The following is a 25,183-nucleotide window of genomic DNA, read 5'->3' as shown; positions in this document are numbered from 1 at the left end:
GAATTCAGTTGCATGCGCTGGCCGCTCCGAAAAAACCTCCCACATCACGCTAAACCTACGTTGCACTGACGGGAGAAACTCAATACCATGCGCGGACATGTTGGTGTGGCTAGTGAAGCACATGGCCTCGGCTCCAAACCGAGGATTGAAAAACCGCCCCGCGAAGGCGGTTTTTTTTCGTCTGTGTTTTCTGGTCCCCCTCCCATCCAAGGCACATTGCCTGACTCGATCCCCCTGCGCCCCTGCACAAATCTTCTAAACACTCTTCTCCCCCACGCGGTATTTTAGAAACGCCCCTGCTCAACCGCCCTATGGAATCGTCCCATGGACAAACGCAACTGGATCTCTCTCTCCCAGGATGTCGATACCGGGATCGAGTCGATTCGTGCGCATTTCCGTGGGCATGCCTACGATCCGCACTGGCATGACAGCTTTCTCGTCGGCGTTACCGAGCAAGGCGTCCAGCAATTCAACTGTCGCCGGGTGCGTCATCGCAGTACGCCGGGGCATGTGTTTCTGCTCGAGCCGGGAGAAATCCACGATGGCCATGCGCCGACCGAGGACGGCTTTACCTATTCGATGCTGTATCTGGATCCGCACTGGCTGGAGCGCGAACTGCACGCGCTGTTCGAAGAGGCGCCCGCCGACAGTCAGCCAGGCTTTGCCGACACCCTGAGCCACGATCCGCGCCTGTCGACTGCGATCGTGCAAGCCTTCCACGCGTTACATGACGGCGATCTGCGCATCGTCCGGCAGACTGCGCTGGATGGCCTGCTGGCGTCCCTCACCCGCCACCTCGACTGGCGCAAGCGTCAGGACTTCGATCCGCGCCTGCCACTGGTTGCGCAGGTTGCGCGCGACTATCTGCATGCCCACACCTACGAAGACATCGGCCTCGACGACCTAGCGCAAGCCTGTGGTGTCGATCGTTTTCGCTTGACCCGCGCGTTCAAGGCCGCTTTCGGTCTGGCACCCCACGCTTACCTGATCCAGTTGCGCCTGGCCAAGGCGCGGCAATTGCTCGCACGCGGCGAGACGCCAGCGCAGGTGGCCAGCGTGCTTGGTTTTGCCGACCAGAGTCACCTCGGTCGCTGGTTCCGCCGCGCCTATCAATTGACCCCTGCGGACTACCGCAAACGCTGCTCAAATCTTCCAGACTGACGCCCTCCGCCTGACGATCATGGTGTCCTGTTTCGACTTTCAGGAATTTGCACCATGGCTTCTTTACTGCCCTTTCTACTATTTGCTTTCGTTGCCTCGATCACGCCGGGGCCGACCAATATTCTGGTGTTGAGCCACAGTTCGCGGCGCGGATTGACCGCCACGCTGCCGATCATTTTTGGCGCCTGTGCGGCGGCCGCGTTGATCGTGCTGGTGGTCGGTCTCGGTGCTGGCGAAACCCTGTTGCGCTTTCCGCGCGTGCAGCAAGCGATGGCCTGGGCTGGCGTGCTCTGGTTGAGCTGGCTGGCGGGGCAGATCTTTCGCAGCCCGCCGCCATCCCTGGACCCGAAATCGCAGGAACAAAGCTTGAGCGTATTCGGCGCGGCGCTGCTGCAACTGGTCAACCCCAAGGTATGGATGATGGCCGTGGCGGTGGTCAGCGTATTCGTCGGCGGCGGCGACAAGACGTTGCGCCTGTTGGTGTTGTCGCTGGCGTTTCTGCTGGTGTCGTTGCCGTGCATGACGCTCTGGGCACTTCTCGGCGTTGGCAGCGCGCGGTTGCTCAGCTCACCGCAAGCGTTCAAGCGCATGAACGCGGCACTGGCCCTTCTTCTGCTGCTCTCGGCCTGGCTGGCCGTGTTGGTCTAATGCCCGGTGGCTTGCCGGTATTCGCGCGGTGTAAACCCGGTCGAGGCTTTGAACTGACGGGTGAAAGCGCTGTGATCGGTGTAGCCGCATTGCAGCGCAACCTCGGTAATCGGCAAGTCGCTGTGCAGCAATCGATGCGCGTGTTCCAGGCGGACTTTCTGAATCATCTGCCGTGGTGTCAGGTGGAAAACGCGTTTGCAATAGCGCTCCAGTTGCGCCACGGATATCCCGGCGATCCGCGTCAGTTCACCCAGCGTCACCCGCCGGTTGAAATTGCCGCGAATGTATTCATCGACCGCCGCCAGGCGCTCGAACGCCGGGTGGGTTTCGCTGGCTGATTGAAGATCCACCGAAATCCCCACCAGGCCGATGATCGTCCCGTCACGGTTGTAGATCGGCCGCTTGTGGGTCAGGCACCAGCCCGGCTCGCGACTGCCATACAGGTGCAGTTCGAGCTGATCCTCCAGCACAAATCCTTCCTCCAGCACCTTGCGATCCTGCTCGGTATAACCCGGACCCAACTGCGCCGGGAACACCTGCGCACTGGTTTTGCCGAGCAACGGGCGCAGGTCCTTCAAGCCACAACGCTGCACCAGCGTACGGTTGGCCAGCACATAGCGCGCTTGCAGATCCTTGATGAAGATCGCCGCATTGGGGATCACATCGAGTATCGGCAACAGCTGCGCGGCACCGGCGACCATCTCTTCGAGGGTCTGCGCACGCAAGCCGTCAGTGCTCTGGCACAGGATCGAAAACGCTGACTGCATCAAACACTTCCCCTCGAGCTGAACCACCGCAAATATCACTCGCCAGCAGATTGCAGCAACGTCGCGGCCCTGTCGAGGCCGCGCATTCATCGGCGCCATTGTGCTGAATTCGTCATCGATCCCGGCATAAAACATCAATCGCCGCCACTGCCGAGCGGTGCAAAGTCTGCTCGTCCCCGTGACACAACTGCCTATCCAATAACTCACAAGAAGGCGATGCCATGTCAGGCCAAGGCAAGTTCAAAAAACAGCTTTCATTGATCGACCTCACCTTTATCGGACTCGGCGCGATCTTCGGCTCCGGCTGGTTGTTCGCCGCCAGCCACGTCTCGGCGATTGCCGGTCCGGCGGGGATTTTTTCCTGGTTGCTGGGCGGTTTCGCCGTGTTGCTGCTGGGCATCGTCTACTGCGAACTGGGCGCGGCATTACCCCGTGCCGGCGGCGTGGTGCGCTACCCGGTTTATTCCCACGGCCCGCTGCTCGGCTACCTGATGGGCTTCATTACGCTGATTGCGTTTTCCAGTCTGGTGGCGATCGAAGTGGTCGCCTCGCGCCAATACGCGGCGGCGTGGTTTCCCGGCTTGACCAAGGCTGGCAGTGGCGATCCGACCATCCTCGGCTGGCTGGTGCAGTTCGGCCTGCTCTGCGTGTTTTTCCTGCTCAACTACCGCAGCGTGAAGACCTTCGCCAAGGCCAACAATCTGGTCAGCGTGTTCAAATTCATCGTGCCGCTGCTGGTGATCGGCGTGCTGTTCACCTTCTTCAAACCGGAGAACTTTCAGGTTCAGGGATTCGCTCCATTCGGCCTGTCCGGTGTGGAGATGGCGGTCTCTGCCGGGGGGATCATCTTTGCCTACCTGGGCCTGACGCCAATCATTTCCGTGGCCAGCGAAGTGAAAAATCCACAGCGCACCATTCCCATCGCGCTGATTCTCTCGGTGCTGCTGTCGACCTTGATCTACGTGCTGCTGCAAATGGCTTTTCTCGGCAGCATCCCGACGGAGATGCTCGCCAACGGCTGGGCCGGTATCAGCAAGGAATTCGCCCTGCCCTATCGCGACATCGCCCTGGCGCTCGGTGTGGGCTGGCTGGCGTATCTGGTGGTCGCCGATGCGGTGATCTCGCCGAGCGGCTGCGGCAATATCTACATGAACGCCACGCCGCGAGTGATCTACGGCTGGGCGCAGACCGGCACCTTCTTCAAGGTCTTCACCCACATCGATGAAAAGTCCGGCATCCCGCGTCCGGCGCTGTGGCTGACTTTCGCCCTGTCGGTGTTCTGGACCTTGCCGTTTCCATCGTGGGAAGCGCTGATCAACGTGGTCTCCGCCGCGCTGGTGTTGAGCTATGCGGTGGCGCCGGTGTCGGTTGCGGCGTTGCGGCGCAATGCGCCGGACATGCCGCGCCCGTTTCGGGTCAGGAGCATGGGCCTGCTTGGGCCGGTGTCGTTCATCATCGCCGCGCTGATCGTCTACTGGTCGGGCTGGAACACCGTGTCGTGGCTGCTCGGCCTGCAGATCCTGATGTTTGTCATCTACCTGTTCTGTGGCCGCTTTGTGCCCACCGCCCATCTGAGTCTGGCGCGTCAGGTGCGTTCATCGGCGTGGCTGATCGCCTTCTACGCGGTGACCATCGTGCTGTCGAAACTCGGCACCTTCGGTGGCCTGGGCATCCTCGCCCATCCGTTCGACACGATCGTCGTCGCCGCTTGCGCCACCGGCATTTACTACTGGGGTGCAGCAACCGGCGTGCCTGCCCATCTGCTGCGCCTGGACGACGAGGACGAAGAAAGCGAAAGCCCTGCGCCCTCGTCCACCGTCACCGCCCGCCCTGCCGGCGCCTACTGAAATCATCCAACGGGATCTCTTCATGAAACGAGTACACGTCATTGATTCCCACACCGGCGGCGAACCGACACGGCTGGTGATGAGCGGCTTTCCCGAGCTGTCCGGCAAAACCATGGTCGAGAAACGCGATGCCTTGCGCAACCAGCATGACAAGTGGCGCCGCGCCTGTCTGCTCGAGCCGCGTGGCAACGATGTGCTGGTCGGCGCGCTGTATTGCCCGCCGGTCTCGCCTGATGCCACCTGCGGGGTGATCTTCTTCAACAACGCCGGATACCTGGGCATGTGCGGCCACGGCACCATCGGCCTGATCAATTCGTTGCAGCATCTGGGGAAAATCCAGCCGGGCGTGCACAAGATCGACACACCGGTGGGGCAAGTCAGCGCGACGCTGCACGACGATGGCTCGGTCACTCTGGGCAACGTGCCCGCCTACCGTTATCGCAAACAGGTGCCAGTGGACGTGCCCGGTTTTGGTCGCGTAGTCGGTGATATCGCCTATGGCGGCAACTGGTTTTTTCTGGTTTCCGAGCATGGCCAGACATTGACCATGGACAACGTCGAACACCTGACCGCGTACACCTGGGCGATGCTCAAGGCGCTGGAAGATCAGGGCATCTTCGGCGAAGACAGTGCGGTCATCGACCACATCGAATTGTTCGCCGATGACGATCAGGCCGACAGCCGCAACTTCGTCATGTGCCCCGGCAAAGCCTATGACCGCTCACCGTGCGGCACCGGCACCAGCGCCAAACTTGCCTGCCTGGCAGCCGACGACAAGCTGCAACCGGGCGCACCGTGGATCCAGGCGAGCATCACCGGCAGCCAGTTCGAAGGCCGCTTCGAATGGGAAGGTGAACGCGTTCGCCCGTTCATCACCGGCCGCGCCTACATGACCGCCGACAGCACCTTGCTGATCGACGAAACCGACCCGTTCGCGTGGGGCATCTGAACCGCCACGCCGATTTTTCACCTCGAATCAAACGAAATGCCAAGGAGTTGAACCATGAGCGACAACATCTTCACCGGTTGCATGCCGGCCCTGATGACCCCGTGCACCGCCCAGCGCAAACCGGACTTCGATGCGCTGGTGAGCAAGGGGCGCGAGCTGATTGATATCGGCATGAGCGCTGTGGTCTATTGCGGCTCGATGGGCGACTGGCCGCTGCTGACTGAAGCCGAGCGTCAGGAAGGCGTGGCGCGCCTGGTCGCTGCCGGGGTGCCGACCATCGTCGGCACTGGTGCAGTGAATACCCGTGAAGCGGTTTCCCACGCAGCGCATGCGGCGAAAGTCGGCGCGCAAGGCTTGATGGTCATTCCGCGCGTGCTGTCACGTGGCGCTTCAGCCACCGCGCAAAAGGCCCACTTCGCCGCCATCCTGCAAGCCGCGCCGAACTTGCCGGCGGTGATCTACAACAGCCCTTACTACGGCTTCGCCACCCGCGCCGATCTGTTTTTTGAACTGCGTCGCGAATACCCGAACCTGATCGGCTTCAAGGAATTCGGCGGCGGCGCGGACCTGCGCTACGCGGCTGAGAACATCACCTCCAAGGACGATGACGTGACCCTGATGGTCGGTGTCGACACGCAAGTGGTGCACGGCTTCGTCAACTGCAACGCCACCGGCGCCATCACCGGTATCGGCAACGCCCTTCCTCGCGAAGTGCTGCAACTGGTCGCGCTGAGCAAGCAGGCCGCGCAAGGCGATGCCAAGGCCCGACGTCAGGCGCGGGAGCTGGAATCGGCATTGGCAGTGCTGTCATCGTTCGACGAAGGCTGTGATCTGGTGCTGTATTACAAGCACTTGATGGTGCTCAACGGCGACAAGGAATACACCCTGCACTTCAACGAAACAGACGTGCTGAGCGACTCGCAACGGCGCTATGCCGAGAAGCAGTATTCGCTGTTCCGTCACTGGTACGAGAACTGGTCTGCCGAACAGAACTTCGCCTGACCACCACCTGCTGCGAGTCATCACGATTCGCGGCAGGCCTCGCTCATTTCACAGGAAGACACCATGACTCTGACGGGCAACATGCTGATCGGCCAACAATCCGTGACGGGCCATCGTCCGGCCGTTCGCGGGATCGATCCGGCGACCAACCAGGCACTTGAACCGCAGTATGCCGGGGCGTCAGCCGAACAAGTGGAACAGGCCTGCGCCCTGGCCTGGGCAGCACAAGACGAATATCGCGAAACCAGCCTGAGCACCCGTGCGGCATTTCTCGAAAGCATTGCCGAGCACATCGAAAACCTTGGCGATGAACTGATCGAACGCGCCCACGCCGAAACCGGTTTGCCGCCTGCACGCCTTCAGGGCGAACGTGGCCGCACCTGCTCGCAATTGCGCCTGTTCGCCCGTACGGTGCGCGCGGGTGAATGGCTGGATGTGCGCGTCGACAGTGCGCAACCGCAACGCCAGCCACTGCCGCGCTCCGACCTGCGCCAGCGGCAGATTGCCTTGGGGCCGGTCGCGGTGTTTGGTGCGAGCAACTTTCCCCTGGCATTTTCCGTGGCCGGTGGCGACACCGCTGCGGCATTGGCGGCTGGTTGCCCGGTGATCGTCAAGGCGCACAGCGCGCATCCCGGCACCAGCGAACTGGTCGGCCGCGCAGTCGCGCAAGCGGTCAGGGCCTGCGCTCTGCCCGAAGGCGTGTTTTCCTTGTTGTTCGATTCGGGGTACGAAGTGGGTATCGCACTGGTCAGCGACTGGCGCATCAAAGCCGCTGGTTTCACCGGCTCGCGGGCTGGTGGACTGGCCTTGATCAAAGCCGCGCAAGCGCGGCCCGAGCCGATTCCGGTGTATGCGGAAATGAGCTCGATCAACCCGGTAGTGCTGTTTCCCGCCGCGCTGGAAAATCGGGCGCAGGCGTTGGCCGAAGGATTTGTCGCGTCGCTGACACTGGGCGCCGGGCAGTTCTGCACCAGCCCGGGATTGTTGATTGCCCGCAAAGGCCCGGCGCTCGACGGGTTCCTCGGCGCGATAGCGGAACTGATCCCTCGCAGCGCGGCGCAAACCATGCTCACGCCCGGCATCTTCGGCGCCTATCAAGCAGGCGTGACCGCTCTGCAAGACAATCCCCGTGCGCGTGCGGTAGCGGTTGGCCAAGTCGGCGGCGGCCCGAATCAGTGTCAGACGCATGTCTTCAGCACCGATGCAGCGGATTTTCTTGCCGATCGAAGCTTGCAAGCCGAGGTCTTCGGCGCGACAGCGCTGATCGTGCAATGCAGCAGTGACGAAGAAATCCGTCAAGTCTGCGCCCATCTCGAAGGTCAACTGACCGCGACATTGCACATGGACGACGCCGACCTTGCACTGGCGCGCGCGTTGCTGCCAACCCTCGAGCGCAAGGCGGGGCGCTTGCTGGTCAATGGCTGGCCGACCGGCGTGGAAGTCTGCGATGCGATGGTGCATGGCGGGCCTTACCCGGCGACCTCGGATGCGCGCAGCACCTCGGTGGGCACTGCGGCGATCCTGCGTTTCCTGCGGCCGGTGTGCTATCAGGATTTCCCCGACAGCCTGCTGCCGACGGCGCTGCAACAGACCAATCCGCTAAACCTTCGGCGCTTGCTCGATGGCCAACGGGAAGCGACACACCATGGCGAATAACCCTTCGCACGACATCGCGGTGGTCGGCGCGGGGATCATCGGCGTCGCTTGCGCACTGCGCCTGGCCCGCCAGGGTTTGCGCGTGGTGGTCATCGATCAGCAGGAACCGGGGCATGGCGCTTCGTTCGGCAACGCCGGGCATCTGGCCACCGAGCAAGTCTTTCCTATCGCTGACGTGTCGATCCTCAAGCGCCTGCCGGCCATGTTGATGGACCCGATGGGGCCGCTACGCCTGGACTGGAAGTACCTGCCGCGCGCCCTGCCGTGGTTCACCCGCTTGCTGCTGAATCTGCGGCCTGAACCTTTTCAGAAAACCGTCGCCGGCCTGCGCGCGCTCAACGAAAGCAGCCTCGACGCGTGGCAGCGCTTGCTCAGCGATATCCAGCGCACCGATCTGCTCAAGGTTGACGGCTCGTTACTGGTCTTCGAAAAACCTGAATCCCGGCAGGCCATCGAAGCCTTGCAGGCGCGACTGCATCAGCAGCAGGTGCCGGTGGACTACTGGCAGGCGGGGGCGATCCGCGAAACGGCGCCGCAGCTCAGCGAACAGATTCGGGGCGGACTGTTTTTCCCGCGAACCGGGCATTTCCTTGACCCCTATCGGGTGGTTCGTGCACTGGTCGAGGCGGCGCGCAGCAGCGGCGTGAGTTTTCTCCAGCAGCAGGTTCAGGGCGGCTACGTGCAGGAAAACGGCGTTTTATTTATAACGGGCAACGGCGGTGTGACGGCCAGCCGCGTGTTACTGGCCTGCGGTGCGCATTCGGCGAAACTGACTGCCGCGCTGACCGGCAAGCAAGTACCACTGGACACCGAACGTGGCTATCACCTGATGCTGCCGCACGAGCATGATCGCCTGCCCTTCCCCGTCACCTCGCTGGAACGCAAATTCATCATGACGCCGATGCGCGATGGGCTGCGCCTGGCCGGCACGGTCGAATTCGCCGGGTTGGAGCGGCCGGCGAACATGGCGCGCGCCTGGCAGTTGCAGCGTTTGAGCCAAGGCCTGTTTCGCAAGGATCTGAACGCTGATGGCGCGACACCGTGGATGGGCTTTCGCCCGTCGCTGCCGGATTCCCTGCCGGTGATCGATCAGGTTTGCGACGGCAAGGTCTTGCTTGCCTTCGGTCATCAGCATCTGGGCCTGACTCAAGCGGCGCTGACGGCGGAATTGATCGGGCAGATGGTCTCAGGCGCCGCTCTCGCGTTGCCAAATGTCGATGCCTACCGACTGGCACGTTTCTAAGCGTGCTTCAGCGCGTCGCCGTGATGCATGGCCAAGTGGCCGGTCTTGTCGCTCTTGACCTCGTATTGCGGCGCGTCTTTCGAGGCTGGCCGGTGGCGGCCCATGAACTCGGTGTCGCGGGTGTGCACCTTGACCACTTTGCCGTGAATCTCGCCGGCCTCGGAATTCCAGCGCACCGTATCGCCGACTTTGAATGAGCTGCTCATCATTGCGTCCTCGCCTCTGGCTGTTGGTTTATGGAGCCGCGCGCGTCGGAGAAATTCCGCTTTTTTGCGAGGCGACCGAAGGCAGGCAAAAAAATCGAACGGCGAAAATCGCCCGCACCTCCAACCTGCACAAGCCGTAGAAAACGGCCATGACGAGGTGTGAGATGAATAACGATCAAGGCAAGCAAGGTGACGATCCGCTCCCAACCACGCCCGACCCGCTGAGTCCGGGGCGTACCGAGGTCGATCCGATGAAGGAACGCGGCATCGACGAACTGCCCGACAACGAAGGCGAAATCCCGCTGGATGATGACAGTACCGGGCTGGATCCGGAGCGCGTACGTCAGGAAACCGATAACGCCGAAATGGACGATCAGCCCAATCCGCGTTGAGCCTGAACAGGCAGCCGTCGCCATACGGCTGCCTGTCGGTTGCGCAATCAACAGCAGAATCAGGCAAGCATTTCACAGAAATGCACTACTTCGCGCTCCGACCCAAGCGCAACAATAGGCGTCCGACAACCCCATGGAGGATGCTCACATGCTTGTACAAGCCTACGGCGCCCACGCTGGCGACAAACCTCTTGAGCCCATGCAGATCAACCGCCGCGCCCCGGCGGCGCACGACGTACAGATCGATATCGCCTTCTGCGGCATCTGCCATTCCGACCTGCATCAGGTGCGCGCGGAATGGGCCGGCACGCAATTCCCTTGCGTCCCGGGCCACGAAATCGTCGGCCGCGTCTCGGCGGTCGGCGATCACGTCAAGGACTACAAGGTCGACGATCTGGTCGGTGTCGGCTGCATCGTCGACAGCTGCCAGCACTGCGATGACTGCGAGTCCGGTCTGGAAAACTACTGTGACGGCATGATCGGCACCTACAACTTCCCGACCCCGGACGCACCGGGCTGGACCCTCGGCGGTTACTCGCAAAACATCGTCGTGCACGAGCGCTATGTGTTGCGCATCCGTCATCCCGAGGCGCAACTGGCCGCCGTCGCGCCGCTGCTCTGCGCCGGCATTACCACCTACTCGCCGCTGCGCCAGTGGCACGCTGGCCCCGGCAAGAAAGTCGGCGTGGTCGGCATCGGTGGCCTGGGCCACATGGGCATCAAACTGGCCCACGCCATGGGCGCCCATGTCGTCGCATTCACCACTTCCGAATCCAAGCGTGAAGCGGCCAAGGCACTGGGCGCGGACGAAGTGGTGGTGTCGCGCAATGCCGAGGAAATGGCGGCGCACACCAAGAGCTTCGACTTCATCCTCAATACCGTCGCAGCCCCGCACGATCTCGACGCCTTCCTCCTCCTGCTCAAGCGCGACGGCGCGTTGACCCTGGTCGGTGCGCCTGCCTCGCCGCATCCGTCGCCGAACGTGTTCAACCTGATCACCAAGCGGCGCACCATTGCCGGCTCAATGATCGGCGGCATCCCTGAAACCCAGGAAATGCTGGATTTCTGCGCCGAGCACGGCATCGTCTCCGACATCGAGTTGATCCGCGCCGATCAGATCAACGAGTCCTACGAGCGCATGCTCAAGGGCGACGTGAAATACCGCTTCGTCATCGACAACGCAACGCTCGCCGGCTAAGCGCAATCCCCCATCGGCAGCGCAATGCTGCCGATGGTTCGAGTAATTCCATCGCGTAATTGACAGCGCCAGCGTTGCTCGCCAGAGTCGCACCCCTTTTTTCCACCGCAGGGTGAACAGGGGTTTGCGTTGAACCAACAGACATTGTCCATGCGTCTTGAGCGCGTCGCCGCCCATGTGCCGCTCGGCGCGAGACTGGCCGATATCGGCTCCGATCATGCTTACCTGCCGGTGGCCTTGCTGCGCCGGGGCCTGATAACAGCAGCGGTCGCTGGCGAGGTCGCGTTGACGCCGTTCCACGCGGCGCAACGCACTGTCAATGACAACGACCTGCTCGGCCAGATCAGCGTGCGCCTGGCCGATGGTCTGGCGGCAATCAAACCTGACGACGCCATCAGCGCCATCACCCTGTGCGGCATGGGTGGCGAAACCATTCGCGATATTTTCGACAGTGGTAAAGCCCATCTCAGCGGCCACGAACGATTGATCCTGCAGCCCAACGGCGGCGAGCAAGCGCTGCGCCAGTGGTTGATGGATAACAGTTACCGGATCGTTTGCGAAGAAGTGCTGCACGAAAACCGTTTCGACTATGAAATCATCGTTGCCGAGCCAGCCATTGAACCGCTTACTTACAACGCCAGGGAACTGTTTTTCGGACCGCTGCATCTGCAGGCGCGCGGCTCGGCATTTCTGCACAAATGGCAACGCAGGCTCAAGCAGCGGCAAAAGACGTTGGGGCAGTTTACGAGAGCGCAACAGACGTTGCCGGAGGACAAAATTCTTGCGCTGAAGCAAGAGATGCAGTGGATCAGTGAATTGCTCGGGTGACTGTGCCGCCGTCTTCGCGAGCAGGCTCGCTCCCACAGGAAATTGCATTTCTCCTGAGCGAACACAGTCAACTGTGGGAGCGAGCCTGCTCGCGAAAGCGGTGGGTCAAGCTACAGAGCAACCAAGTTGGCCGCAGCCGTCGGAAAAAAAAGCCTGCTGTTAAAAGCAGGCTTTTTCGTGGGTGGTGAACTTACTTCTGCTGCGTCAGCGCCGAGTAGCTGTTCATCAGGTTGCGGTAGTTGGGGATGCGCTGCGACAGCAGATTGCCCAAGCCTTCGATGTCGTTGCGCCAGTCGCGGTGCAGCTCACAGGCTACAGAGAACCAGTTCATCATCTGCGCGCCAGCCTGAGTCATGCGGCTCCATGCGGCTTGCTGCACGGTGGTGTTGAAAGTGCCGGACGCATCAGTCACCACGAACACATCAAAACCTTCCGCCAGCGCCGACAGGGTCGGGAACGCTACACACACATCCGTCACGACACCGGCAATGATGATCTGCTTGCGCCCGGTGGCCTTGATTGCCTTGACGAAGTCTTCGTTGTCCCAGGCATTGATCTGGCCTGGACGAGCGATGTACGGCGCGTCCGGGAACATTTCTTTCAACTCCGGCACCAGCGGACCGTTCGGACCTTGTTCGAAGCTGGTGGTGAGGATGGTTGGCAGGTCGAAGAACTTGGCCAGATCCGCCAGCGCCAGCACGTTGTTCTTGAACTCGTTCGGCGAGAAGTCCTGCACCAGCGAGATCAGACCGGTCTGGTGGTCAACCAGCAGCACGATAGCGTCGTCTTTGTTCAGGCGGTTGTAGGTTGGAGTGGTCATGGTGTGCGTCCCTTTTCAAGTTTGGAGTTTTGTTGTTGCGTTCAAGTTGGGTACAGATTACTGACGCACAGCAAAGGGATAAATCGGCTGAAAAGCGTTTCACCGTCCACCTGAACAGGACAATCGAAAACGGCTCACTCCTAAAAAAGCGCGTGCAGGCCGTTCTGATTAGATACACCGAAGTACAAATGATGTACCTCAGCCCCCATTTATCAACTCCGCGCAACTTCCTAAAGTCCTCTCCAACAGCCACCCGCCATCCTGACGGGCCAGCGACAGAGGAAATCATCATGAGCACATCGAAAAAAGTAGTTGTCATCACCGGCGCCTCGCAAGGCATTGGTGCAGGTCTGGTCGAAGGCTTTCGCGCCCTTGGCCATCAAGTGGTCGCAACCTCGCGCTCGATCAAAGAGTCGAGTGACCCGGATGTGCTGACCGTCGCCGGCGACATTGCCGATCCGCAAACCGCCGAGCGCGTGATTCGCGCCGCCGTCGCCCGCTTCGGTCGCGTCGATACGCTGGTCAACAATGCCGGGATCTTTCTGGCCAAGCCGTTCACCGCTTACAGCCAGGCGGACTATGCCCAGGTCGTGGCGACCAACATGAGCGGCTTCTTCTACATCTCGCAACTGGCCATCGACGAGATGGAAAAACACGGCAACGGCCACGTCGTCAGCGTGACCACCAGCCTGGTCGATCATGCAATCGACGGCGTGCCTTCGGTATTGGCGTCGCTGACCAAGGGCGGCATCAACGCCGCGACCAAATCCCTGGCGATCGAGTACGCCAAGCGTGGCATTCGGGTCAACGCGGTATCGCCGGGCATCATCAAAACGCCGATGCACGCCGAGGAAACCCATCAGGCGCTGGGCAGCCTGCACCCGGTCGGCCACATGGGGGAAATCGACGACATCGTGCAAGCGATCCTCTACCTCGACGGGGCAAATTTCGTCACTGGCGAGATCCTGCATGTCGACGGTGGCCAGAGCGCTGGCCATTGATCGAAACCCTGCAACGCCGCCGGTGGATACCGGCGGCGTCGTTGGTTGTGGTACACAGAGGATGAACGTCCGTCGATCCTCGGTGCGAGCCACAATGAAACGCCATTTTGAAGATTTGCAGTTAGGCAGTATCGAACTGTTCTGCCTGGCCGCCGAAGCCGGCAGCTTCACCGCCGCCGCGCAACTGGCCGGGGTCACGCCCGCTGCGGTGAGCCGGTCGATTCTGCGTCTGGAGCAACGCCTGGGTTCGCGACTGTTCGCCCGTACTACGCGCAGCATTCGCCTCACCGACGCCGGCCGCAGCTTCTTCGAACAATGCAGCCAGGCCCTGACGCAACTGGTCGAAGCGCAGCAGGAAGTCATGGGCGCGCAGACATCGCCGTCGGGGCGACTGCGCATCAGCCTGCCGACCACCTACGGGCATCACCGCATCCTGCCGCTGCTGCCGAAATTTCGCGCGTTGTACCCCGAGGTCACGGTCGACGTGCACTTGGGCAATCGCAATATCGACTTCGTTGAAGAAGGCTACGACCTGGCGATACGCGTACGCGCGCAACCGGACTCGACCCTGATCGCGCGCTTGCTGGAAGACGCCGCCCTGGTGGTGGTCGCCGCCCCCGAATATCTGCATAGAGCCGGCACGCCGCAGACCCTCGACGATCTCATTGCGCATGAGTGCATCCAGTTCGAATTGCCCAGCAGCGGGCGGCGGATTTCCTGGCTGTTTCAGGAAAACGGCCGGGACCTGGAAGTGATTTCCGACGGTGGCTATTCCTGTTCCGACGATGTGCTCGGCGGCGTGACGCTGGCCAAGCACGGCGCCGGGCTGTTTCAGACTTACCGGTTCATCGTCGAGCAGGAACTCGCCGATGGCCGCCTGATTGAAGTGCTGCAGCCGTACGCCGGACGTTCGCGCCCCTACACCCTGCTCTACCCGCACGGCCGCTATGTGCCGCAACGGGTGCGGGCATTTGTGGATTTTCTGCTGGGGTTTCGTGAGGAATGGGCGGAACCCGCGCGCTAAACAGGGCGTCAACCGGTCTGGCGCAGGCGGCTGAGTTCCTTGGACGGCGGGCAGCCGAACTGGCGGTTGTATTCGCGGCTGAACTGCGAAGCGCTTTCGTAGCCGACGCGGTAGCAGGCGCTGGAGACGTCCAGCCCTTCATTGATGATCAGCCGCCGCGCCTCTTGCAGGCGCAGCTGTTTTTGATATTGCAGCGGGCTCATGGCGGTGACGGCTTTGAAGCGGTGATGCAGCGCCGAATTGCTCAGATTGGCCACCTGCGCCAGCGCGTCGATGCGCAGCGGTTCAGTGAAATTCTTGTTCAGCCAGTCGATGGCCCGCGTGACCCGATGGGTCTGCGAATCGCTGACGGCGATTTCATACAGCAGATGCCCGTGCTGGCCGCGCAGCAGGCGGTAATACAGCTCACGCAACACCATCGGTGCGAGCATGCCGATGTCGCGCGGATTATCCAGCAGGCGCACCAGACGCAACATGGTGTCGAGCAGGGTCACGTCGATCTTGTCGAGAAACATGCCGCGCCCGGCGTCTTGCGGCATGCCGGTCAGCGGCGACTCGGCAATCAGTTGCGTCAGTTGCGCGGGATCGAAGTCCAGCCGTACGCAAAAATACGGCGCCTCGGGTGAGGCTTCGATCACCCGTCCCGACACCGGCAACGTCACCGACACCACCAGGTAATTCAACGGGTCGTAGAGGAAACGTTCGTCGCCCAGCCCGACTTCCTTGCGCCCCTGCACGATCAGGCACAGCGCCGGGCGGTGCACGACATGGATCAGCTCGGACGGCCCATCGAGACGGATCACGTGCAGCGGCGCAATCGCGGTTTCGTAGGTGCCTGGCGCATCGAAGCGCTGGGTCAGCAGGCGCACCAGCTCGGCGCGATACACCGCCGTGTCGTGGAGGATGGAAGCGTCGTGGTTATCCATGCAAAGGGCCTCGAAAGCAGACGAAGGTGGGTCAACTGCGGAGGAAGATTAGCCAGTTTTACCCAGCGGCGACTAGATCAAAGATGCTGCAGATTTGCCTGATTCTGCGTGCTCACGATCGTGGCAAAGCCATGGCCGCGTTATCACACGCGCCCTTGGCTTGCCGCACCGCTATCAGCCTGCCGTTACCGTCATGCCGCCATCGGCCATGACTACCGAGCCGACCATGAAACTGGCACGGTCGGAGGCCAGAAAGGTCACGATCTCGGCGATCTCTTCCGGCTGCGCCGCCCGACCGATTGGCGCTGCTTCGCCGTGCTGTGCGAGGAAGCCAGGGCCGTCCTCGACGACATTGTTGAGAATATTGGTCACCACATCGCCGACGCCGATGGCGTTGACGCGAATGCCGTGCTCGATGACTTCCAGGGCCAGCGTGCGGGTCAGTTGTGCCAGCGCACCTTTGGAAGCGGTGTAGGCGGCGATGGTCGGGAAGGCAAAGTACGAGGCATAGGAGGCGATATTGACGATCGCACCGGACTTGTTCGGGATCATCGCTTTCACCGCTTCGCGACAGTGCAGGAAGGCTGCCGTGGCATTCACTGCCTGGATCTTTTCCCAGTCGTCGCGGCTCATGTCGATCACGGCTTTGTTGATGATGATCCCGGCGTTGTTGACCAGAATATCCAGACGCCCGAACTGCTCGACGGCAAGGCCGACAGCACGTTCGGCGGCGCCGTCCTCGGTGATGTCCGCCACCAGCGGCACCAGATCGGGACGAGCCAGTGCTTCGACAGCCGGGTTGAGGTCTTCGGCAATTACCTTGGCGCCGCGAGCGTGCAGCATCAGCGCAATCGCCTTGCCGATGCCACTGGCCGCGCCAGTGACCAGTGCAACTTTGCCGGCGACTTCTTGGGGCAGGGTGTGGTTGAAATCAGTCATGGTTTTAACTCCTCGATAGCGAATCGGTGTTGCGCCTGATGGCGCGGTCGTGAACACGGCTTCACTGTCGCGCACTGTCCGCCGCCGGGCTTTCGGGTGATTGCCGGGACTGTCGGGGTTTTGCGCTGGAGTTTCTCGTTCGCCCGCCCTAACCTTCAAAATCATTCGCAGCCGAAGCTTTTGATGGAGCGTCCTGTGCCCTCTGCCAGCCCCGCTACACCGACAATCAGCCAGCCCGCGCGCATCGCCGCCGAAGCCATGCCGGAGCATCTGCCCGGTATTGCGGAAACGACCACGCCGCGGCCGCAGATCAAGGATGCGGTGGTGCAGCTGTTCCGCCATCAAACCCTGCTTGAGCCGATCCGCGTGCCCTGCGTGGCCGAACCGCTGCTGGTGCTGGTATTGGCCGGCACTGCCCGGGTCGAGGAACGTTCGCTGGGCGGAGAATGGCAGGCGAGCCAAGTCACGGCGGGCGATTTTTTCCTGACCAACACCCGGGAACCCTACGAAATGCGCTGGCAAACCGAAGGTTGCGAGGTCTTCGAAGTCATGCACCTTTATCTTGGTCTGGGCTTGATCGAACACGCGGCGCGCGAAGCCTTCGGCGAACAGGCCGGTGCAGTGACGTTTGTCGACGTGTCGGGTGCGCGTGACGAGCAGGTCAGCTTCATTCTTGAGCAACTGCGCGTCGAACTGACCGAACAGCGCCATCCCAGTGCACTGCTGGTGCACAGCCTGGCCCAGGCGTTGGCGATCCATTTGCTGCGTCATTATCTCGACCCCGACAGCAACCCGCGCCGCGACAACGCCCTGCCCGCCTACAAACTGCGCCGGGTGATCGAAGCCATGAATGCGAATCTGGCGGAAGATTTCAGCCTCGGTGATCTGGCCGCAGTCGCTGAGCTGAGCGACTACCACTTCAGCCGCACCTTCAAACGCGCCACCGGTTTATCGCCCTCGCAATACTTCATCCGCCTGCGCATCAGCCGCGCGCGTCATCTGTTGCTGGAGACCGCACGCAGCGTGATCGACATTGGCCTGGAAGTCGGCTACTCCAGCCCCAGCCACTTTTCCCAGGTGTTCCGCCGTGAAGTTGGGGTCACTCCGAGTGCCTACCGGGACGCGCCACGCGGGGCCTGAAGTTCGTTCGAAAAGCGCGCAGCAGAATTGGGCAAATCCCGTGGAGGAATCGATTAATAGCCCATGAGCCGCCGCACTTAATCTTCTTCCAGGCCCACTCACGGGCACACAGAAGAGGACGACATCATGCTGAACATTCAAGACAAAGTGATCGTGATTACCGGAGCCAGCAGCGGCATCGGCGAAGCCACCGCACGCCTGCTCGCCGAACGTGGCGCCAAAGTGGTGTTGGGGGCTCGGCGCACCGAGCGTCTGGCAGTGATTGCCGAAGGGATCAATAGCGCCGGCGGCCACGCGCAGTTCCGCGCACTGGACGTCACCGATCAGCAGGATGTGCAGCGCTTCGTTGATTTCGCCGTCGAGCATTACGGCCGCGTCGATGTGCTGGTCAACAACGCCGGGGTCATGCCGTTGTCACGGCTGGACGCGCTGAAGGTCGATGAGTGGAACCGCATGATCGACGTCAACATCCGTGGCGTGCTCCACGGCATCGCCGCCAGTCTGCCGTTGATGCAGCGCCAGCGCGCCGGGCAGATCATCAACATCGCCTCGATCGGCGCCTACGCGGTCAGCCCCACCGCAGCGGTGTACTGCGCAACCAAATACGCAGTGCGGGCCATTTCCGAAGGCTTGCGCCAGGAAGTCGGTGGCGATATCCGCGTCACCGTCATCGCACCGGGCGTGACCGAATCGGAACTGGCCGAGAGCATTTCCGATGAAGGCGGCCGCGAAGAGATGAAGTCATTCCGCAAGATCGCCATCCCCGCCGAAGCCATCGCCCGCGCGATTGCGTATGCCGTCGAACAACCGGCGGATGTCGACGTCAGCGAACTGATCGTGCGCCCGACCGCGAGCCCTTACTGAGACCAGATGAATCACAATCAACTGTAGGAGTGAGCCTGCTCGCGATAGCGGTAGACCAGTCAATGAAAATGCTGAATGTGCCGCCGCCTTCGCGAGCAGGCTCGCTCCCACCGGGGATTTGTGGCACCACCAAATAATTGGTCAACACGGAACATTGTGGGAGCTAGCCTGCTCGCGAAAGCGCTGGGTCAGTCGGCGAAGATGCTGGATGTGCCGCCGTCTTCGCGGGCAAGCCCGCTCCCACAGGGTTTTGTGGCGCAACCAAATCAATGGACAACACGGAACATTGTGGGAGCGAGCCTGCTCGCGAAAGCGCTGGGTCAGTCGGCAAAGATGCTGGATGTGTCGCCGTCTTCGCGAGCAGGCTCGCTCCCACCGGGGATTTAGCGCACGGATATTCCAACCCTGGCCGGTCGATACTGGTTTTCACGATGTCGGTGACTGAACTGCATAAGGGTGCGCGGGAGAGCCTCTCACTCTAATTCCAGAGTGGGAGGCATCGATTAAATCGCTCGATCAGCGTGACGGCGGATGTTCGGTTGACACCGAGTTGGCCGCATCCACATCTGACATATCTTCCTCGACCGGTGCCTCATCGTCCGGCGGCAAAGGCACCTCGGGATTTTCCCGCTTGGGATCGTGCCCCGTCTCGTTGTCGGTGGTGCGCGTCACGGCTTGTTGCGACTGGTTGCCCGGTGCGTTTTCATCAATGTCCATGTCGGTCTCCGATGTGATTCAGCGATAGGTACCTGAACGTGTGAAATGCCGGCGCGTGACAAGTGCCCGGCAATGGACGAACGGCGTTCTGTAGAAAACGCAAAAGCCTGCTTTCGAGGCAGGCTTTAGCTTTGGATGGGAGGCTTACTTCTGCTGCGTCAGCGCCGAGTAGCTGTTCATCAGGTTGCGGTAGTTGGGAATACGCTGCGACAGCAGGTTACCCAGACCTTCAATATCGTTGCGCCAGTCGCGGTGCAGCTCACAGGCCACCGAGAACCAGTTCATCATCTGCGCGCCAGCCTGAGTCATGCGGCTCCACGCGGCTTGCTGAACAGTGGTGTTGAAGGTGCCGGACGCATCAGTCACCACAAACACATCAAAACCTTCCGCCAGCGCCGACAGGGTCGGGAACGCTACACAGACATCCGTTACGACACCGGCAATGATGATCTGCTTGCGCCCGGTGGCCTTGATTGCCTTGACGAAGTCTTCGTTGTCCCAAGCGTTGATCTGACCTGGGCGAGCGATGTACGGCGCGTCCGGGAACATCTCTTTCAACTCCGGTACCAGCGGGCCGTTCGGGCCTTGTTCGAAGCTGGTGGTGAGGATGGTTGGCAGGTCAAAGAACTTGGCCAGATCCGCCAGCGCCAGCACGTTGTTCTTGAACTCGTTCGGCGAGAAGTCCTGCACCAGCGAGATCAGACCGGTCTGGTGGTCAACCAGCAGCACGATAGCGTCGTCTTTGTTCAGGCGGTTGTAGGTTGGAGTGGTCATGGTGTGCGTCCCTTTTCAAGTTTGGAGTTTTGTTGTTGCGTTCAAGTTGGGTACAGATTACTGACGCACAGCAAAGGGATAAATCGCTTGAAAAGGGTTACACCGTCCACTCAAACCGGACAATGGCAAACGTTGAAATGCTCGACGGTTAATCCGCCAGAACGGCGCCATGCTATGCTCCGACAGAGAAAACGAGGGGTTAACAATGAGCGAATCAGCCACTGATAGCGTCGCGAGCGAAGTTCGCAAGCTCGCGGAAAAACACAGGGTAGGCGCCGAGCGTGACGGCCTGAGTCGCATGGCGGTGACGATAACGCGGCTGGCCGGTGATGCCGTTGAACTGGACAGTGTTGAGCAACTGCTGGTCAACCTGAAGCGAAAGGGTGTCTTGAACAAGTCTGAAATCATGGCCTTACAAGGGCGTTACCTTCAGGAAAAAAGGCATTCGAAGAAGCAGCTCAGCGCATGACGTTCGATCCCTTCGGCGATTTCGAAACTGAAGGCTACCTTCGCAATTCGCTCAAGCTGAAAGACCCGGCTGAAGTAAAGGAATCGGAACATCTCTCTTTCGAAGCCAGTATCGAAGAGGCCCTTGCTCATCTGGCAAAAAAAAGATCCATCGACTATCAAGCGGTACTCAGGACTCATGAAATCCTGTTTGCCGGTTTCTACCCATGGTCAGGCAAAGACAGGAATGAGCTGGTTCCCCACCTCGCGGTTTTCAAAGGATCAAAAAACGATCCGCATCACACACCTTTCGAGCGACCTGAGCTGATCAAAAGATCCGTCGAATATGCGCTGGAGCTCGCTGCAAACAAAAAACGCTTCCACGAGCGCCCTGGCGAGGTGATGGGCCAATTGGCTTTCGCTCATCCGTTTCTGGATGGTAATGGGCGGACTATCCTGCTTGTGCACATGGAACTGTGCTACCGGGCCAAGTTTGCCATCGATTGGTCGAAGACCAACAAAGATGCGTATTTACGGGCGCTCAGCGACGAGATCCGCGATCCTTCCAGAGGCCACCTGGACGATTATCTGAAGCCTCACGTCGTAGACATCTCAAGCCGTGAGGAATGGCCCGGAGTGATTGGCGATATCAAAGGGTTGGACGGTTTGGACAAGGAAGGAATCATCTACGCGAATCTCAACAATCCCGACATTCAGCAGCTGTATAAAACCTACAGAACGCAGCCAATAAAGTGACTAACGAGGCCTGCTGTTAAAGCAGGCTTTATTTGTCTGGCAGCCAGCGTCTCTTGACCTTGCGGTCTGCGCGACGCAGACCTGCTTACGCGCCCTGACGACTCAAGCTGAAATTCACTCAATCGTAAAACGGCTCAACCAACGCCCGACTACCGACAAAGAAACTGTCCGCCACCAGGCGCAACGGTTGCAGATCCAGGTCGCTGGCCTTGTCGCTGATCAATTGCTGGAAGTGGCGGTAGACCGCTGCGTACTCGCCCTCCTCAGACACGCTTTGCTTCACGCCGTCGATGCTTAGCACCGCGCCGCCATTGTCCAGACGCAGGACGCCTTCGACGCAGCGAATTTCGATGCTCCACAGTTCGTCGTGGCCATGGTCGAAGTCGAACTCGGCGCGTACGTCCAACTGATGCGGGTCAGACATTTTGATCGAGGCGGCAATCGGCGACTGGCAGTTGCTCGGCACGCGCAGTTCGGCGGCTTCGACAAACAGCGGCAGCGCCAGCAGGTGGGTGATGATCGACAAAGCGTTGATGCCCGGATCGAACACACCGAGGCCGCCCGGCTGCCAGATCCATGCCTGACCCGGATGCCACTTGCGTACGTCTTCCTTCCAGTCGATCTGCACGCTTTGCAGGGTGCGGCTGGCAAGCCAGTCGCGGGCGGCGGCGATGCCCGGTGCGTAGCGCGAGTGCCAGGCGAACAAAGCGCTGACGCCTTGGTCGGCGACTTGATCGACCAGGGCCATGGCCTCGCCCAATGTCGCACAGGGCGGTTTTTCCACCAGCACGTGCTTGCCGGCCGCCAACGCCTGTTGCACCAGTGCGAAGCGCCCTTGTGGCGGCGTGCAGAAAGCAATCGCATCGACGCTCGGGCCGTTCTCGAGCAGCTCGCCCAGCGACTGGAAGTTTTCCACCCCGGCGCAAGGTTTTCCCTGGGTGGCGACCGCCACCAACTGGAACGCCGGGTTGGCGAGGATGGCGGGAACGTGTTGATCCTGGGCGATCTTGCCGTAGCCCACCAGGCCGAGACGAATCGGTTGCATTACAGACTCCTGTTGTTGTTTTGGTCTTTGCAGCGCAGCGGCAAGAGTACGTGTTTCTGCGCTCGCCTCCAATCGTCATACTATTTAAATCAAGTTTGGTCGCGGCGAACGCATCGCTTATTCGTCATTTCTTCTTACACCTTTTGTCGTCCGATCCCGCACCGCGCGGCGATCGGCAGCCGGCGATCAGCCTCAGTTTGCTATCATGCGGCGCTTTTACGGTTAACCCCCCGCCAGTCCTGCCGACTCGCGGGCTGCAAAAGGCGGTATTAGATGACGGCTTTGTTGACTCGCCGCAAGGTACTTGCGGGAATGGGCGTGCTCGGGCTCGGCCTGCTCGCCGGTTGCGACACACGTGGCCAACTGTCGTACAAGTACGGCAAGGATCTGAGCGACAAGATCCTCGGACGCACCTTCAAGCTGAAGAACCCCGAAGGCGAAACCATGTCGCTGTCGAGCTTTCGCGGGATGATGCCGATGATCTTCTTCGGCTTCACCCAATGCCCGGCCGTTTGCCCCACCACCCTGGCCCGCGCCGCGCAGATCAAGAAACTCATGGGCCGCGACGGCGACCGCCTGCAAGTGGTGTTCATCACCCTTGACCCTGAGCGCGACACGCCGCAGATCCTCGACGCCTACGTCAAAGCCTTCGATCCGAGCTTCGTCGCGCTGTACGGCACACTTGAGGAAACCAAGGCCACCGCCAAGGAATTCGACGTGTTCTACGAGAAAGTCCCCGCCGGCGACACCTACACCATCTCCCATACGTCCACCAGCTACGTCTACGACTCGCGTGGTGAGTTGCGCCTGGGCCTGTCCACTTCGCTGACAGCCCAAGAGTGCACGGAAGATTTGCTTACTGTTATGGAGGTCTGCTGATGCATCCCGTTCTGAATCACCTCAAACGCACCGTATGTGCACTGTCCCTGCTCGGCCTGGCCTTCCAGGTGTCGGCGCAGACCAAAGTCGACGATGCCTGGGTCCGTGCCACCGTGCCGACCCAGTCCGCCAGCGGCGCGTTCATGACCGTCACTGCCGACACCGACAGCAAGCTGCTCAGCGTTGCCTCGCCAGTGGCCAAGGACGTTCAGATTCATGAAATGAGCATGAAGAACGATGTGATGACCATGGGCCCGGTGAAGTCCGTTGAGCTGCCTGCCGGCAAAGCCGTGAGCTTCGACCCGAACGGCTACCACGTCATGCTGATGGGCCTGACCGGTCAGTTGAAGGAAGGCGACAGCGTGCCGCTGACCCTGACCGTGGAAAACGTCAAGGGCGAGAAAGAAACCATTGAAGTCAAGGCACCGGTCCGCGCGCTGACCAACATGGGCGGCCACGATCACAGCAAGATGCATTGATCGCTGACGGAAAGACTGTTCGCCCGACACATAAACGGGGCGGCCTGATCGATGATCGGGCCGCCCCGTTTTTTTGCCCGGAAGAGGGTTTACGCGGCTAAACCTGTGGGAGCGAGCTTGCTCGCGAAGGCGTCAGGCCAGTCAACTCATCTGTGGCTGAAACTCCGCTTTCGCGAGCAAGCTCACTCCTACAGTAGTTCCGGGTGATGCCCAATCCCTCAACTCCCCGCACCACCATGCGCTTCTTCAAAGAAGTAATCCTTCCAGCTCGCCGCTTTGTTCTTCAACACGCCCAGTTCCTGCAATTTCTCGGCATATATAAACGTGCGTTGCGGTACGACGGTGAAGTCGATTTCCGGGTCTTTGACGATTTGCTCGACCAGAGCCAGCGGCAGTTTCGATTGTTCGACGCGGATGTAGGCTTGGGCAGCGGCGGGCTTGTCGGCTTTGATGATCTGCTCGGCTTCGGCCAGTGCGTCGTAGAACGCCTTGTAGGTTTTCGGGTTTTCGTCGTGGAATTTTTCCGTGGTGTAGAGCACGTTGAACGTCGCCGGGCCGCCGAGGATGTCGTAGGAACTCAGCACTTTGTGCACGTTGGGGTTTTGCAGAGCCTGGTACTGAAACGGTGGGCTGGAGAAATGCGAATTGATTTCCGAGCCGCCGGCGATCAGCGCGGCGGTGGCGTCAGGGTGCGGCAGGCTGACCGAAATGTTGTCGAATTTCTTGAACTGGTCGTCGCCGAATTCTTTCGCGGTTTCAATTTGCAGGGTGCGCGACTGAAAACCTACGCCTGCGGCCGGCACGGCGATACGGTCCTTGTCGCTGAAGTCCTTGAGGGTTTTGATGTTCGGGTTGTTGGTCAGCAGGTAATTGGGCATCGAGCCCAGCGCGGCGATGGCTTTGACATTCTGCTTGCCCTTGGTGCGGTCCCACACAGTGAGCATCGGCGGCACGCCGGCCGAGACCACATCCAGCGCTCCGGTCAGCAGCGCCTCGTTCATCGCCGTGGCGCCGGAAATGCTGTTCCAGTCGACCTTGATCTCCAGGCCTTGAGCCTTACCGTGTTTCTCGATCAACTTTTGATCGCGTACGACATCGAGAATCAGGTAACCAATGCCGAATTGCTGGGCGATGCTGATCCTGCCCTCGGCTTGGGCGCCGCTACTGAACAGCGCACCCGCTGCCAGAGTAGCGGCCAACAGAGTCAGCGCAGAACGTTTGAACGGTGTGGCCATGACAACCTCGCAGCATGGGGGTGGGCTGAAAGGCCTGACTTTATAGCTATAAAAAATAGAAATTAAATACCCTTATCGCATATCGATAGCACTGAGCGATTTGACGTCTGCTGCTGGAATTCAGGAGCAGTGGATGAACCTACAACAGTCTGAAACAAAAAACTGCCCTCGGGAAAAATGGCACTGCGCCCCACAACCCACGCCCGCTATGGGCACGCGCCGTTTCGGGGATCGCCGGCC

Annotated in this window: 27 protein-coding genes; 18 read left to right on the top strand and 9 right to left on the bottom strand. The window is 60.6% G+C overall.

Annotated features, from left to right (window positions below; translation table 11 throughout):
* Positions 1 to 324: 324 nt before the first annotated feature.
* Positions 325 to 1,161, top strand: a complete 837-nt coding sequence (locus PSH90_RS10630) for an AraC family transcriptional regulator (RefSeq protein ID WP_095179599.1) — start codon at positions 325 to 327, stop codon at positions 1,159 to 1,161.
* A gap of 54 nt (positions 1,162 to 1,215) precedes the next feature.
* A complete protein-coding gene (locus PSH90_RS10625; RefSeq protein WP_305382691.1) occupies positions 1,216 to 1,809 on the top strand; it encodes a LysE family translocator in 594 nt (197 codons plus the stop codon).
* Here the strand turns inward: PSH90_RS10625 and PSH90_RS10620 are convergent.
* Positions 1,806 to 2,576, bottom strand: a complete 771-nt coding sequence (locus PSH90_RS10620) for an AraC family transcriptional regulator (RefSeq protein WP_256808852.1) — start codon at positions 2,574 to 2,576, stop codon at positions 1,806 to 1,808. The two genes, PSH90_RS10625 and PSH90_RS10620, sit on opposite strands and share 4 nt — an antisense overlap.
* Positions 2,577 to 2,797: 221 nt before the next feature.
* On the opposite strand from PSH90_RS10620, the gene PSH90_RS10615 reads away from it, so the two are divergent.
* From PSH90_RS10615 to PSH90_RS10595, 5 genes are all read left to right on the top strand, one after another.
* The gene (locus PSH90_RS10615) at positions 2,798 to 4,423 is read left to right on the top strand and encodes an APC family permease (RefSeq protein ID WP_305382690.1); all 1,626 of its coding nucleotides are present in this window, start codon (positions 2,798 to 2,800) and stop codon (positions 4,421 to 4,423) included.
* 22 nt (positions 4,424 to 4,445) lie between these two features.
* Positions 4,446 to 5,372 carry a 4-hydroxyproline epimerase gene (locus PSH90_RS10610; protein WP_305382688.1) on the top strand — a complete coding sequence of 309 codons (927 nt, stop codon included), beginning with the start codon at positions 4,446 to 4,448 and terminating at the stop codon, positions 5,370 to 5,372.
* 54 nt (positions 5,373 to 5,426) lie between these two features.
* Entirely contained in the window at positions 5,427 to 6,374 is a 948-nt protein-coding gene (locus PSH90_RS10605; protein WP_116657459.1) for a dihydrodipicolinate synthase family protein, read from the top strand.
* 63 nt (positions 6,375 to 6,437) lie between these two features.
* Positions 6,438 to 8,030, top strand: a complete 1,593-nt coding sequence (locus PSH90_RS10600; protein ID WP_305382687.1) for an aldehyde dehydrogenase (NADP(+)) — start codon at positions 6,438 to 6,440, stop codon at positions 8,028 to 8,030.
* Positions 8,020 to 9,273, top strand: a complete 1,254-nt coding sequence (locus PSH90_RS10595; RefSeq protein WP_305382686.1) for an FAD-binding oxidoreductase — start codon at positions 8,020 to 8,022, stop codon at positions 9,271 to 9,273. The genes PSH90_RS10600 and PSH90_RS10595 overlap by 11 nt, the downstream gene beginning before the upstream one ends.
* On the opposite strand, the gene PSH90_RS10590 is transcribed toward PSH90_RS10595, so the two are convergent.
* Positions 9,270 to 9,479, bottom strand: a complete 210-nt coding sequence (locus PSH90_RS10590) for a DUF2945 domain-containing protein (protein ID WP_095179594.1) — start codon at positions 9,477 to 9,479, stop codon at positions 9,270 to 9,272. The two genes, PSH90_RS10595 and PSH90_RS10590, sit on opposite strands and share 4 nt — an antisense overlap.
* A gap of 164 nt (positions 9,480 to 9,643) precedes the next feature.
* Here PSH90_RS10590 and PSH90_RS10585 point away from each other — a divergent pair, with 164 nt between their 5' ends.
* From PSH90_RS10585 to PSH90_RS10575, 3 genes are all read left to right on the top strand, one after another.
* Positions 9,644 to 9,871 carry a hypothetical protein gene (locus tag PSH90_RS10585; protein ID WP_056784730.1) on the top strand — a complete coding sequence of 76 codons (228 nt, stop codon included), beginning with the start codon at positions 9,644 to 9,646 and terminating at the stop codon, positions 9,869 to 9,871.
* Positions 9,872 to 10,019: 148 nt separating this feature from the next.
* Positions 10,020 to 11,069 carry an NAD(P)-dependent alcohol dehydrogenase gene (locus tag PSH90_RS10580; protein WP_305382684.1) on the top strand — a complete coding sequence of 350 codons (1,050 nt, stop codon included), beginning with the start codon at positions 10,020 to 10,022 and terminating at the stop codon, positions 11,067 to 11,069.
* Between the two features lie 129 nt (positions 11,070 to 11,198).
* Positions 11,199 to 11,897: a tRNA (adenine(22)-N(1))-methyltransferase TrmK gene (locus tag PSH90_RS10575; RefSeq protein ID WP_305382682.1), complete on the top strand. Its 699-nt coding sequence runs from the start codon at positions 11,199 to 11,201 to the stop codon at positions 11,895 to 11,897.
* Positions 11,898 to 12,087: 190 nt separating this feature from the next.
* Here PSH90_RS10575 and ycaC (PSH90_RS10570) read toward each other — a convergent pair whose 3' ends face one another.
* Positions 12,088 to 12,717 carry an isochorismate family cysteine hydrolase YcaC gene (ycaC, locus tag PSH90_RS10570; protein ID WP_016774235.1) on the bottom strand — a complete coding sequence of 210 codons (630 nt, stop codon included), beginning with the start codon at positions 12,715 to 12,717 and terminating at the stop codon, positions 12,088 to 12,090.
* 290 nt (positions 12,718 to 13,007) lie between these two features.
* On the opposite strand from ycaC (PSH90_RS10570), the gene PSH90_RS10565 reads away from it, so the two are divergent.
* Positions 13,008 to 13,718, top strand: a complete 711-nt coding sequence (locus PSH90_RS10565; RefSeq protein WP_305382681.1) for an SDR family NAD(P)-dependent oxidoreductase — start codon at positions 13,008 to 13,010, stop codon at positions 13,716 to 13,718.
* Positions 13,719 to 13,812: 94 nt separating this feature from the next.
* Positions 13,813 to 14,742, top strand: a complete 930-nt coding sequence (locus tag PSH90_RS10560) for a LysR family transcriptional regulator (RefSeq protein ID WP_236169551.1) — start codon at positions 13,813 to 13,815, stop codon at positions 14,740 to 14,742.
* Positions 14,743 to 14,750: 8 nt separating this feature from the next.
* Here PSH90_RS10560 and PSH90_RS10555 read toward each other — a convergent pair whose 3' ends face one another.
* On the bottom strand, positions 14,751 to 15,668 hold the full coding sequence (locus PSH90_RS10555) for an AraC family transcriptional regulator (protein ID WP_095179591.1): 918 nt from the start codon (positions 15,666 to 15,668) through the stop codon (positions 14,751 to 14,753).
* A 174-nt stretch (positions 15,669 to 15,842) separates the two neighbouring features.
* A complete protein-coding gene (locus PSH90_RS10550) occupies positions 15,843 to 16,607 on the bottom strand; it encodes an SDR family NAD(P)-dependent oxidoreductase (protein ID WP_305382679.1) in 765 nt (254 codons plus the stop codon).
* 258 nt (positions 16,608 to 16,865) lie between these two features.
* Between PSH90_RS10550 and PSH90_RS10545 the strand changes: the two genes are divergently transcribed.
* Both PSH90_RS10545 and PSH90_RS10540 read left to right on the top strand, forming a co-directional pair.
* Complete coding sequence (locus PSH90_RS10545; RefSeq protein WP_305383119.1) at positions 16,866 to 17,747, top strand: AraC family transcriptional regulator; 882 nt, start codon at positions 16,866 to 16,868, stop codon at positions 17,745 to 17,747.
* 126 nt (positions 17,748 to 17,873) lie between these two features.
* The gene (locus PSH90_RS10540; RefSeq protein ID WP_095179590.1) at positions 17,874 to 18,611 is read left to right on the top strand and encodes an SDR family oxidoreductase; all 738 of its coding nucleotides are present in this window, start codon (positions 17,874 to 17,876) and stop codon (positions 18,609 to 18,611) included.
* Between the two features lie 516 nt (positions 18,612 to 19,127).
* On the opposite strand, the gene PSH90_RS10535 is transcribed toward PSH90_RS10540, so the two are convergent.
* Together PSH90_RS10535 and ycaC (PSH90_RS10530) are read right to left on the bottom strand one after the other, a co-directional pair.
* Positions 19,128 to 19,328, bottom strand: coding sequence for a hypothetical protein (locus PSH90_RS10535; RefSeq protein WP_016774226.1), 201 nt, complete (start codon positions 19,326 to 19,328; stop codon positions 19,128 to 19,130).
* A 144-nt stretch (positions 19,329 to 19,472) separates the two neighbouring features.
* Positions 19,473 to 20,102, bottom strand: coding sequence for an isochorismate family cysteine hydrolase YcaC (gene ycaC, locus PSH90_RS10530; RefSeq protein WP_016774235.1), 630 nt, complete (start codon positions 20,100 to 20,102; stop codon positions 19,473 to 19,475).
* A gap of 205 nt (positions 20,103 to 20,307) precedes the next feature.
* Between ycaC (PSH90_RS10530) and PSH90_RS10525 the strand changes: the two genes are divergently transcribed.
* Entirely contained in the window at positions 20,308 to 20,571 is a 264-nt protein-coding gene (locus tag PSH90_RS10525) for a hypothetical protein (protein WP_217850025.1), read from the top strand.
* Positions 20,568 to 21,305, top strand: a complete 738-nt coding sequence (locus PSH90_RS10520) for a Fic family protein (protein WP_252887696.1) — start codon at positions 20,568 to 20,570, stop codon at positions 21,303 to 21,305. Before PSH90_RS10525 ends, PSH90_RS10520 begins: the two co-directional genes overlap by 4 nt.
* Before the next feature lie 118 nt (positions 21,306 to 21,423).
* Here the strand turns inward: PSH90_RS10520 and PSH90_RS10515 are convergent, their stop codons facing one another.
* Complete coding sequence (locus tag PSH90_RS10515) at positions 21,424 to 22,350, bottom strand: Gfo/Idh/MocA family protein (RefSeq protein WP_305382678.1); 927 nt, start codon at positions 22,348 to 22,350, stop codon at positions 21,424 to 21,426.
* A gap of 273 nt (positions 22,351 to 22,623) precedes the next feature.
* On the opposite strand from PSH90_RS10515, the gene PSH90_RS10510 reads away from it, so the two are divergent.
* Together PSH90_RS10510 and PSH90_RS10505 are read left to right on the top strand one after the other, a co-directional pair.
* Complete coding sequence (locus PSH90_RS10510) at positions 22,624 to 23,229, top strand: SCO family protein (protein ID WP_016774221.1); 606 nt, start codon at positions 22,624 to 22,626, stop codon at positions 23,227 to 23,229.
* Positions 23,229 to 23,708: a copper chaperone PCu(A)C gene (locus tag PSH90_RS10505; RefSeq protein WP_305382677.1), complete on the top strand. Its 480-nt coding sequence runs from the start codon at positions 23,229 to 23,231 to the stop codon at positions 23,706 to 23,708. Before PSH90_RS10510 ends, PSH90_RS10505 begins: the two co-directional genes overlap by 1 nt.
* Positions 23,709 to 23,926: 218 nt before the next feature.
* On the opposite strand, the gene PSH90_RS10500 is transcribed toward PSH90_RS10505, so the two are convergent.
* Positions 23,927 to 24,943, bottom strand: a complete 1,017-nt coding sequence (locus PSH90_RS10500) for an ABC transporter substrate-binding protein (RefSeq protein WP_252877876.1) — start codon at positions 24,941 to 24,943, stop codon at positions 23,927 to 23,929.
* Positions 24,944 to 25,183: the final 240 nt, after the last annotated feature.

This window comes from Pseudomonas sp. FP1762, assembly GCF_030687105.1.
Classification (GTDB): domain Bacteria; phylum Pseudomonadota; class Gammaproteobacteria; order Pseudomonadales; family Pseudomonadaceae; genus Aquipseudomonas; species Aquipseudomonas siliginis.
This window is presented reverse-complemented; position numbering and strand designations above follow the sequence as displayed.

Bases quoted from the DNA above. Each gene is read 5' to 3' on its own strand.
- PSH90_RS10630 (WP_095179599.1), top strand. From the start codon at position 325: ATGGACAAACGCAACTGGATCTCTCTCTCCCAGGATGTCGATACCGGG.
- PSH90_RS10625 (WP_305382691.1), top strand. From the start codon at position 1,216: ATGGCTTCTTTACTGCCCTTTCTACTATTTGCTTTCGTTGCCTCGATC.
- PSH90_RS10620 (WP_256808852.1), bottom strand. From the start codon at position 2,576: ATGCAGTCAGCGTTTTCGATCCTGTGCCAGAGCACTGACGGCTTGCGT.
- PSH90_RS10615 (WP_305382690.1), top strand. From the start codon at position 2,798: ATGTCAGGCCAAGGCAAGTTCAAAAAACAGCTTTCATTGATCGACCTC.
- PSH90_RS10610 (WP_305382688.1), top strand. From the start codon at position 4,446: ATGAAACGAGTACACGTCATTGATTCCCACACCGGCGGCGAACCGACA.
- PSH90_RS10605 (WP_116657459.1), top strand. From the start codon at position 5,427: ATGAGCGACAACATCTTCACCGGTTGCATGCCGGCCCTGATGACCCCG.
- PSH90_RS10600 (WP_305382687.1), top strand. From the start codon at position 6,438: ATGACTCTGACGGGCAACATGCTGATCGGCCAACAATCCGTGACGGGC.
- PSH90_RS10595 (WP_305382686.1), top strand. From the start codon at position 8,020: ATGGCGAATAACCCTTCGCACGACATCGCGGTGGTCGGCGCGGGGATC.
- PSH90_RS10590 (WP_095179594.1), bottom strand. From the start codon at position 9,479: ATGAGCAGCTCATTCAAAGTCGGCGATACGGTGCGCTGGAATTCCGAG.
- PSH90_RS10585 (WP_056784730.1), top strand. From the start codon at position 9,644: ATGAATAACGATCAAGGCAAGCAAGGTGACGATCCGCTCCCAACCACG.
- PSH90_RS10580 (WP_305382684.1), top strand. From the start codon at position 10,020: ATGCTTGTACAAGCCTACGGCGCCCACGCTGGCGACAAACCTCTTGAG.
- ycaC (WP_016774235.1), bottom strand. From the start codon at position 12,717: ATGACCACTCCAACCTACAACCGCCTGAACAAAGACGACGCTATCGTG.
- PSH90_RS10565 (WP_305382681.1), top strand. From the start codon at position 13,008: ATGAGCACATCGAAAAAAGTAGTTGTCATCACCGGCGCCTCGCAAGGC.
- PSH90_RS10560 (WP_236169551.1), top strand. From the start codon at position 13,813: ATGAAACGCCATTTTGAAGATTTGCAGTTAGGCAGTATCGAACTGTTC.
- PSH90_RS10555 (WP_095179591.1), bottom strand. From the start codon at position 15,668: ATGGATAACCACGACGCTTCCATCCTCCACGACACGGCGGTGTATCGC.
- PSH90_RS10550 (WP_305382679.1), bottom strand. From the start codon at position 16,607: ATGACTGATTTCAACCACACCCTGCCCCAAGAAGTCGCCGGCAAAGTT.
- PSH90_RS10545 (WP_305383119.1), top strand. From the start codon at position 16,866: ATGCCGGAGCATCTGCCCGGTATTGCGGAAACGACCACGCCGCGGCCG.
- PSH90_RS10540 (WP_095179590.1), top strand. From the start codon at position 17,874: ATGCTGAACATTCAAGACAAAGTGATCGTGATTACCGGAGCCAGCAGC.
- PSH90_RS10535 (WP_016774226.1), bottom strand. From the start codon at position 19,328: ATGGACATTGATGAAAACGCACCGGGCAACCAGTCGCAACAAGCCGTG.
- ycaC (WP_016774235.1), bottom strand. From the start codon at position 20,102: ATGACCACTCCAACCTACAACCGCCTGAACAAAGACGACGCTATCGTG.
- PSH90_RS10525 (WP_217850025.1), top strand. From the start codon at position 20,308: ATGAGCGAATCAGCCACTGATAGCGTCGCGAGCGAAGTTCGCAAGCTC.
- PSH90_RS10520 (WP_252887696.1), top strand. From the start codon at position 20,568: ATGACGTTCGATCCCTTCGGCGATTTCGAAACTGAAGGCTACCTTCGC.
- PSH90_RS10515 (WP_305382678.1), bottom strand. From the start codon at position 22,350: ATGCAACCGATTCGTCTCGGCCTGGTGGGCTACGGCAAGATCGCCCAG.
- PSH90_RS10510 (WP_016774221.1), top strand. From the start codon at position 22,624: ATGACGGCTTTGTTGACTCGCCGCAAGGTACTTGCGGGAATGGGCGTG.
- PSH90_RS10505 (WP_305382677.1), top strand. From the start codon at position 23,229: ATGCATCCCGTTCTGAATCACCTCAAACGCACCGTATGTGCACTGTCC.
- PSH90_RS10500 (WP_252877876.1), bottom strand. From the start codon at position 24,943: ATGGCCACACCGTTCAAACGTTCTGCGCTGACTCTGTTGGCCGCTACT.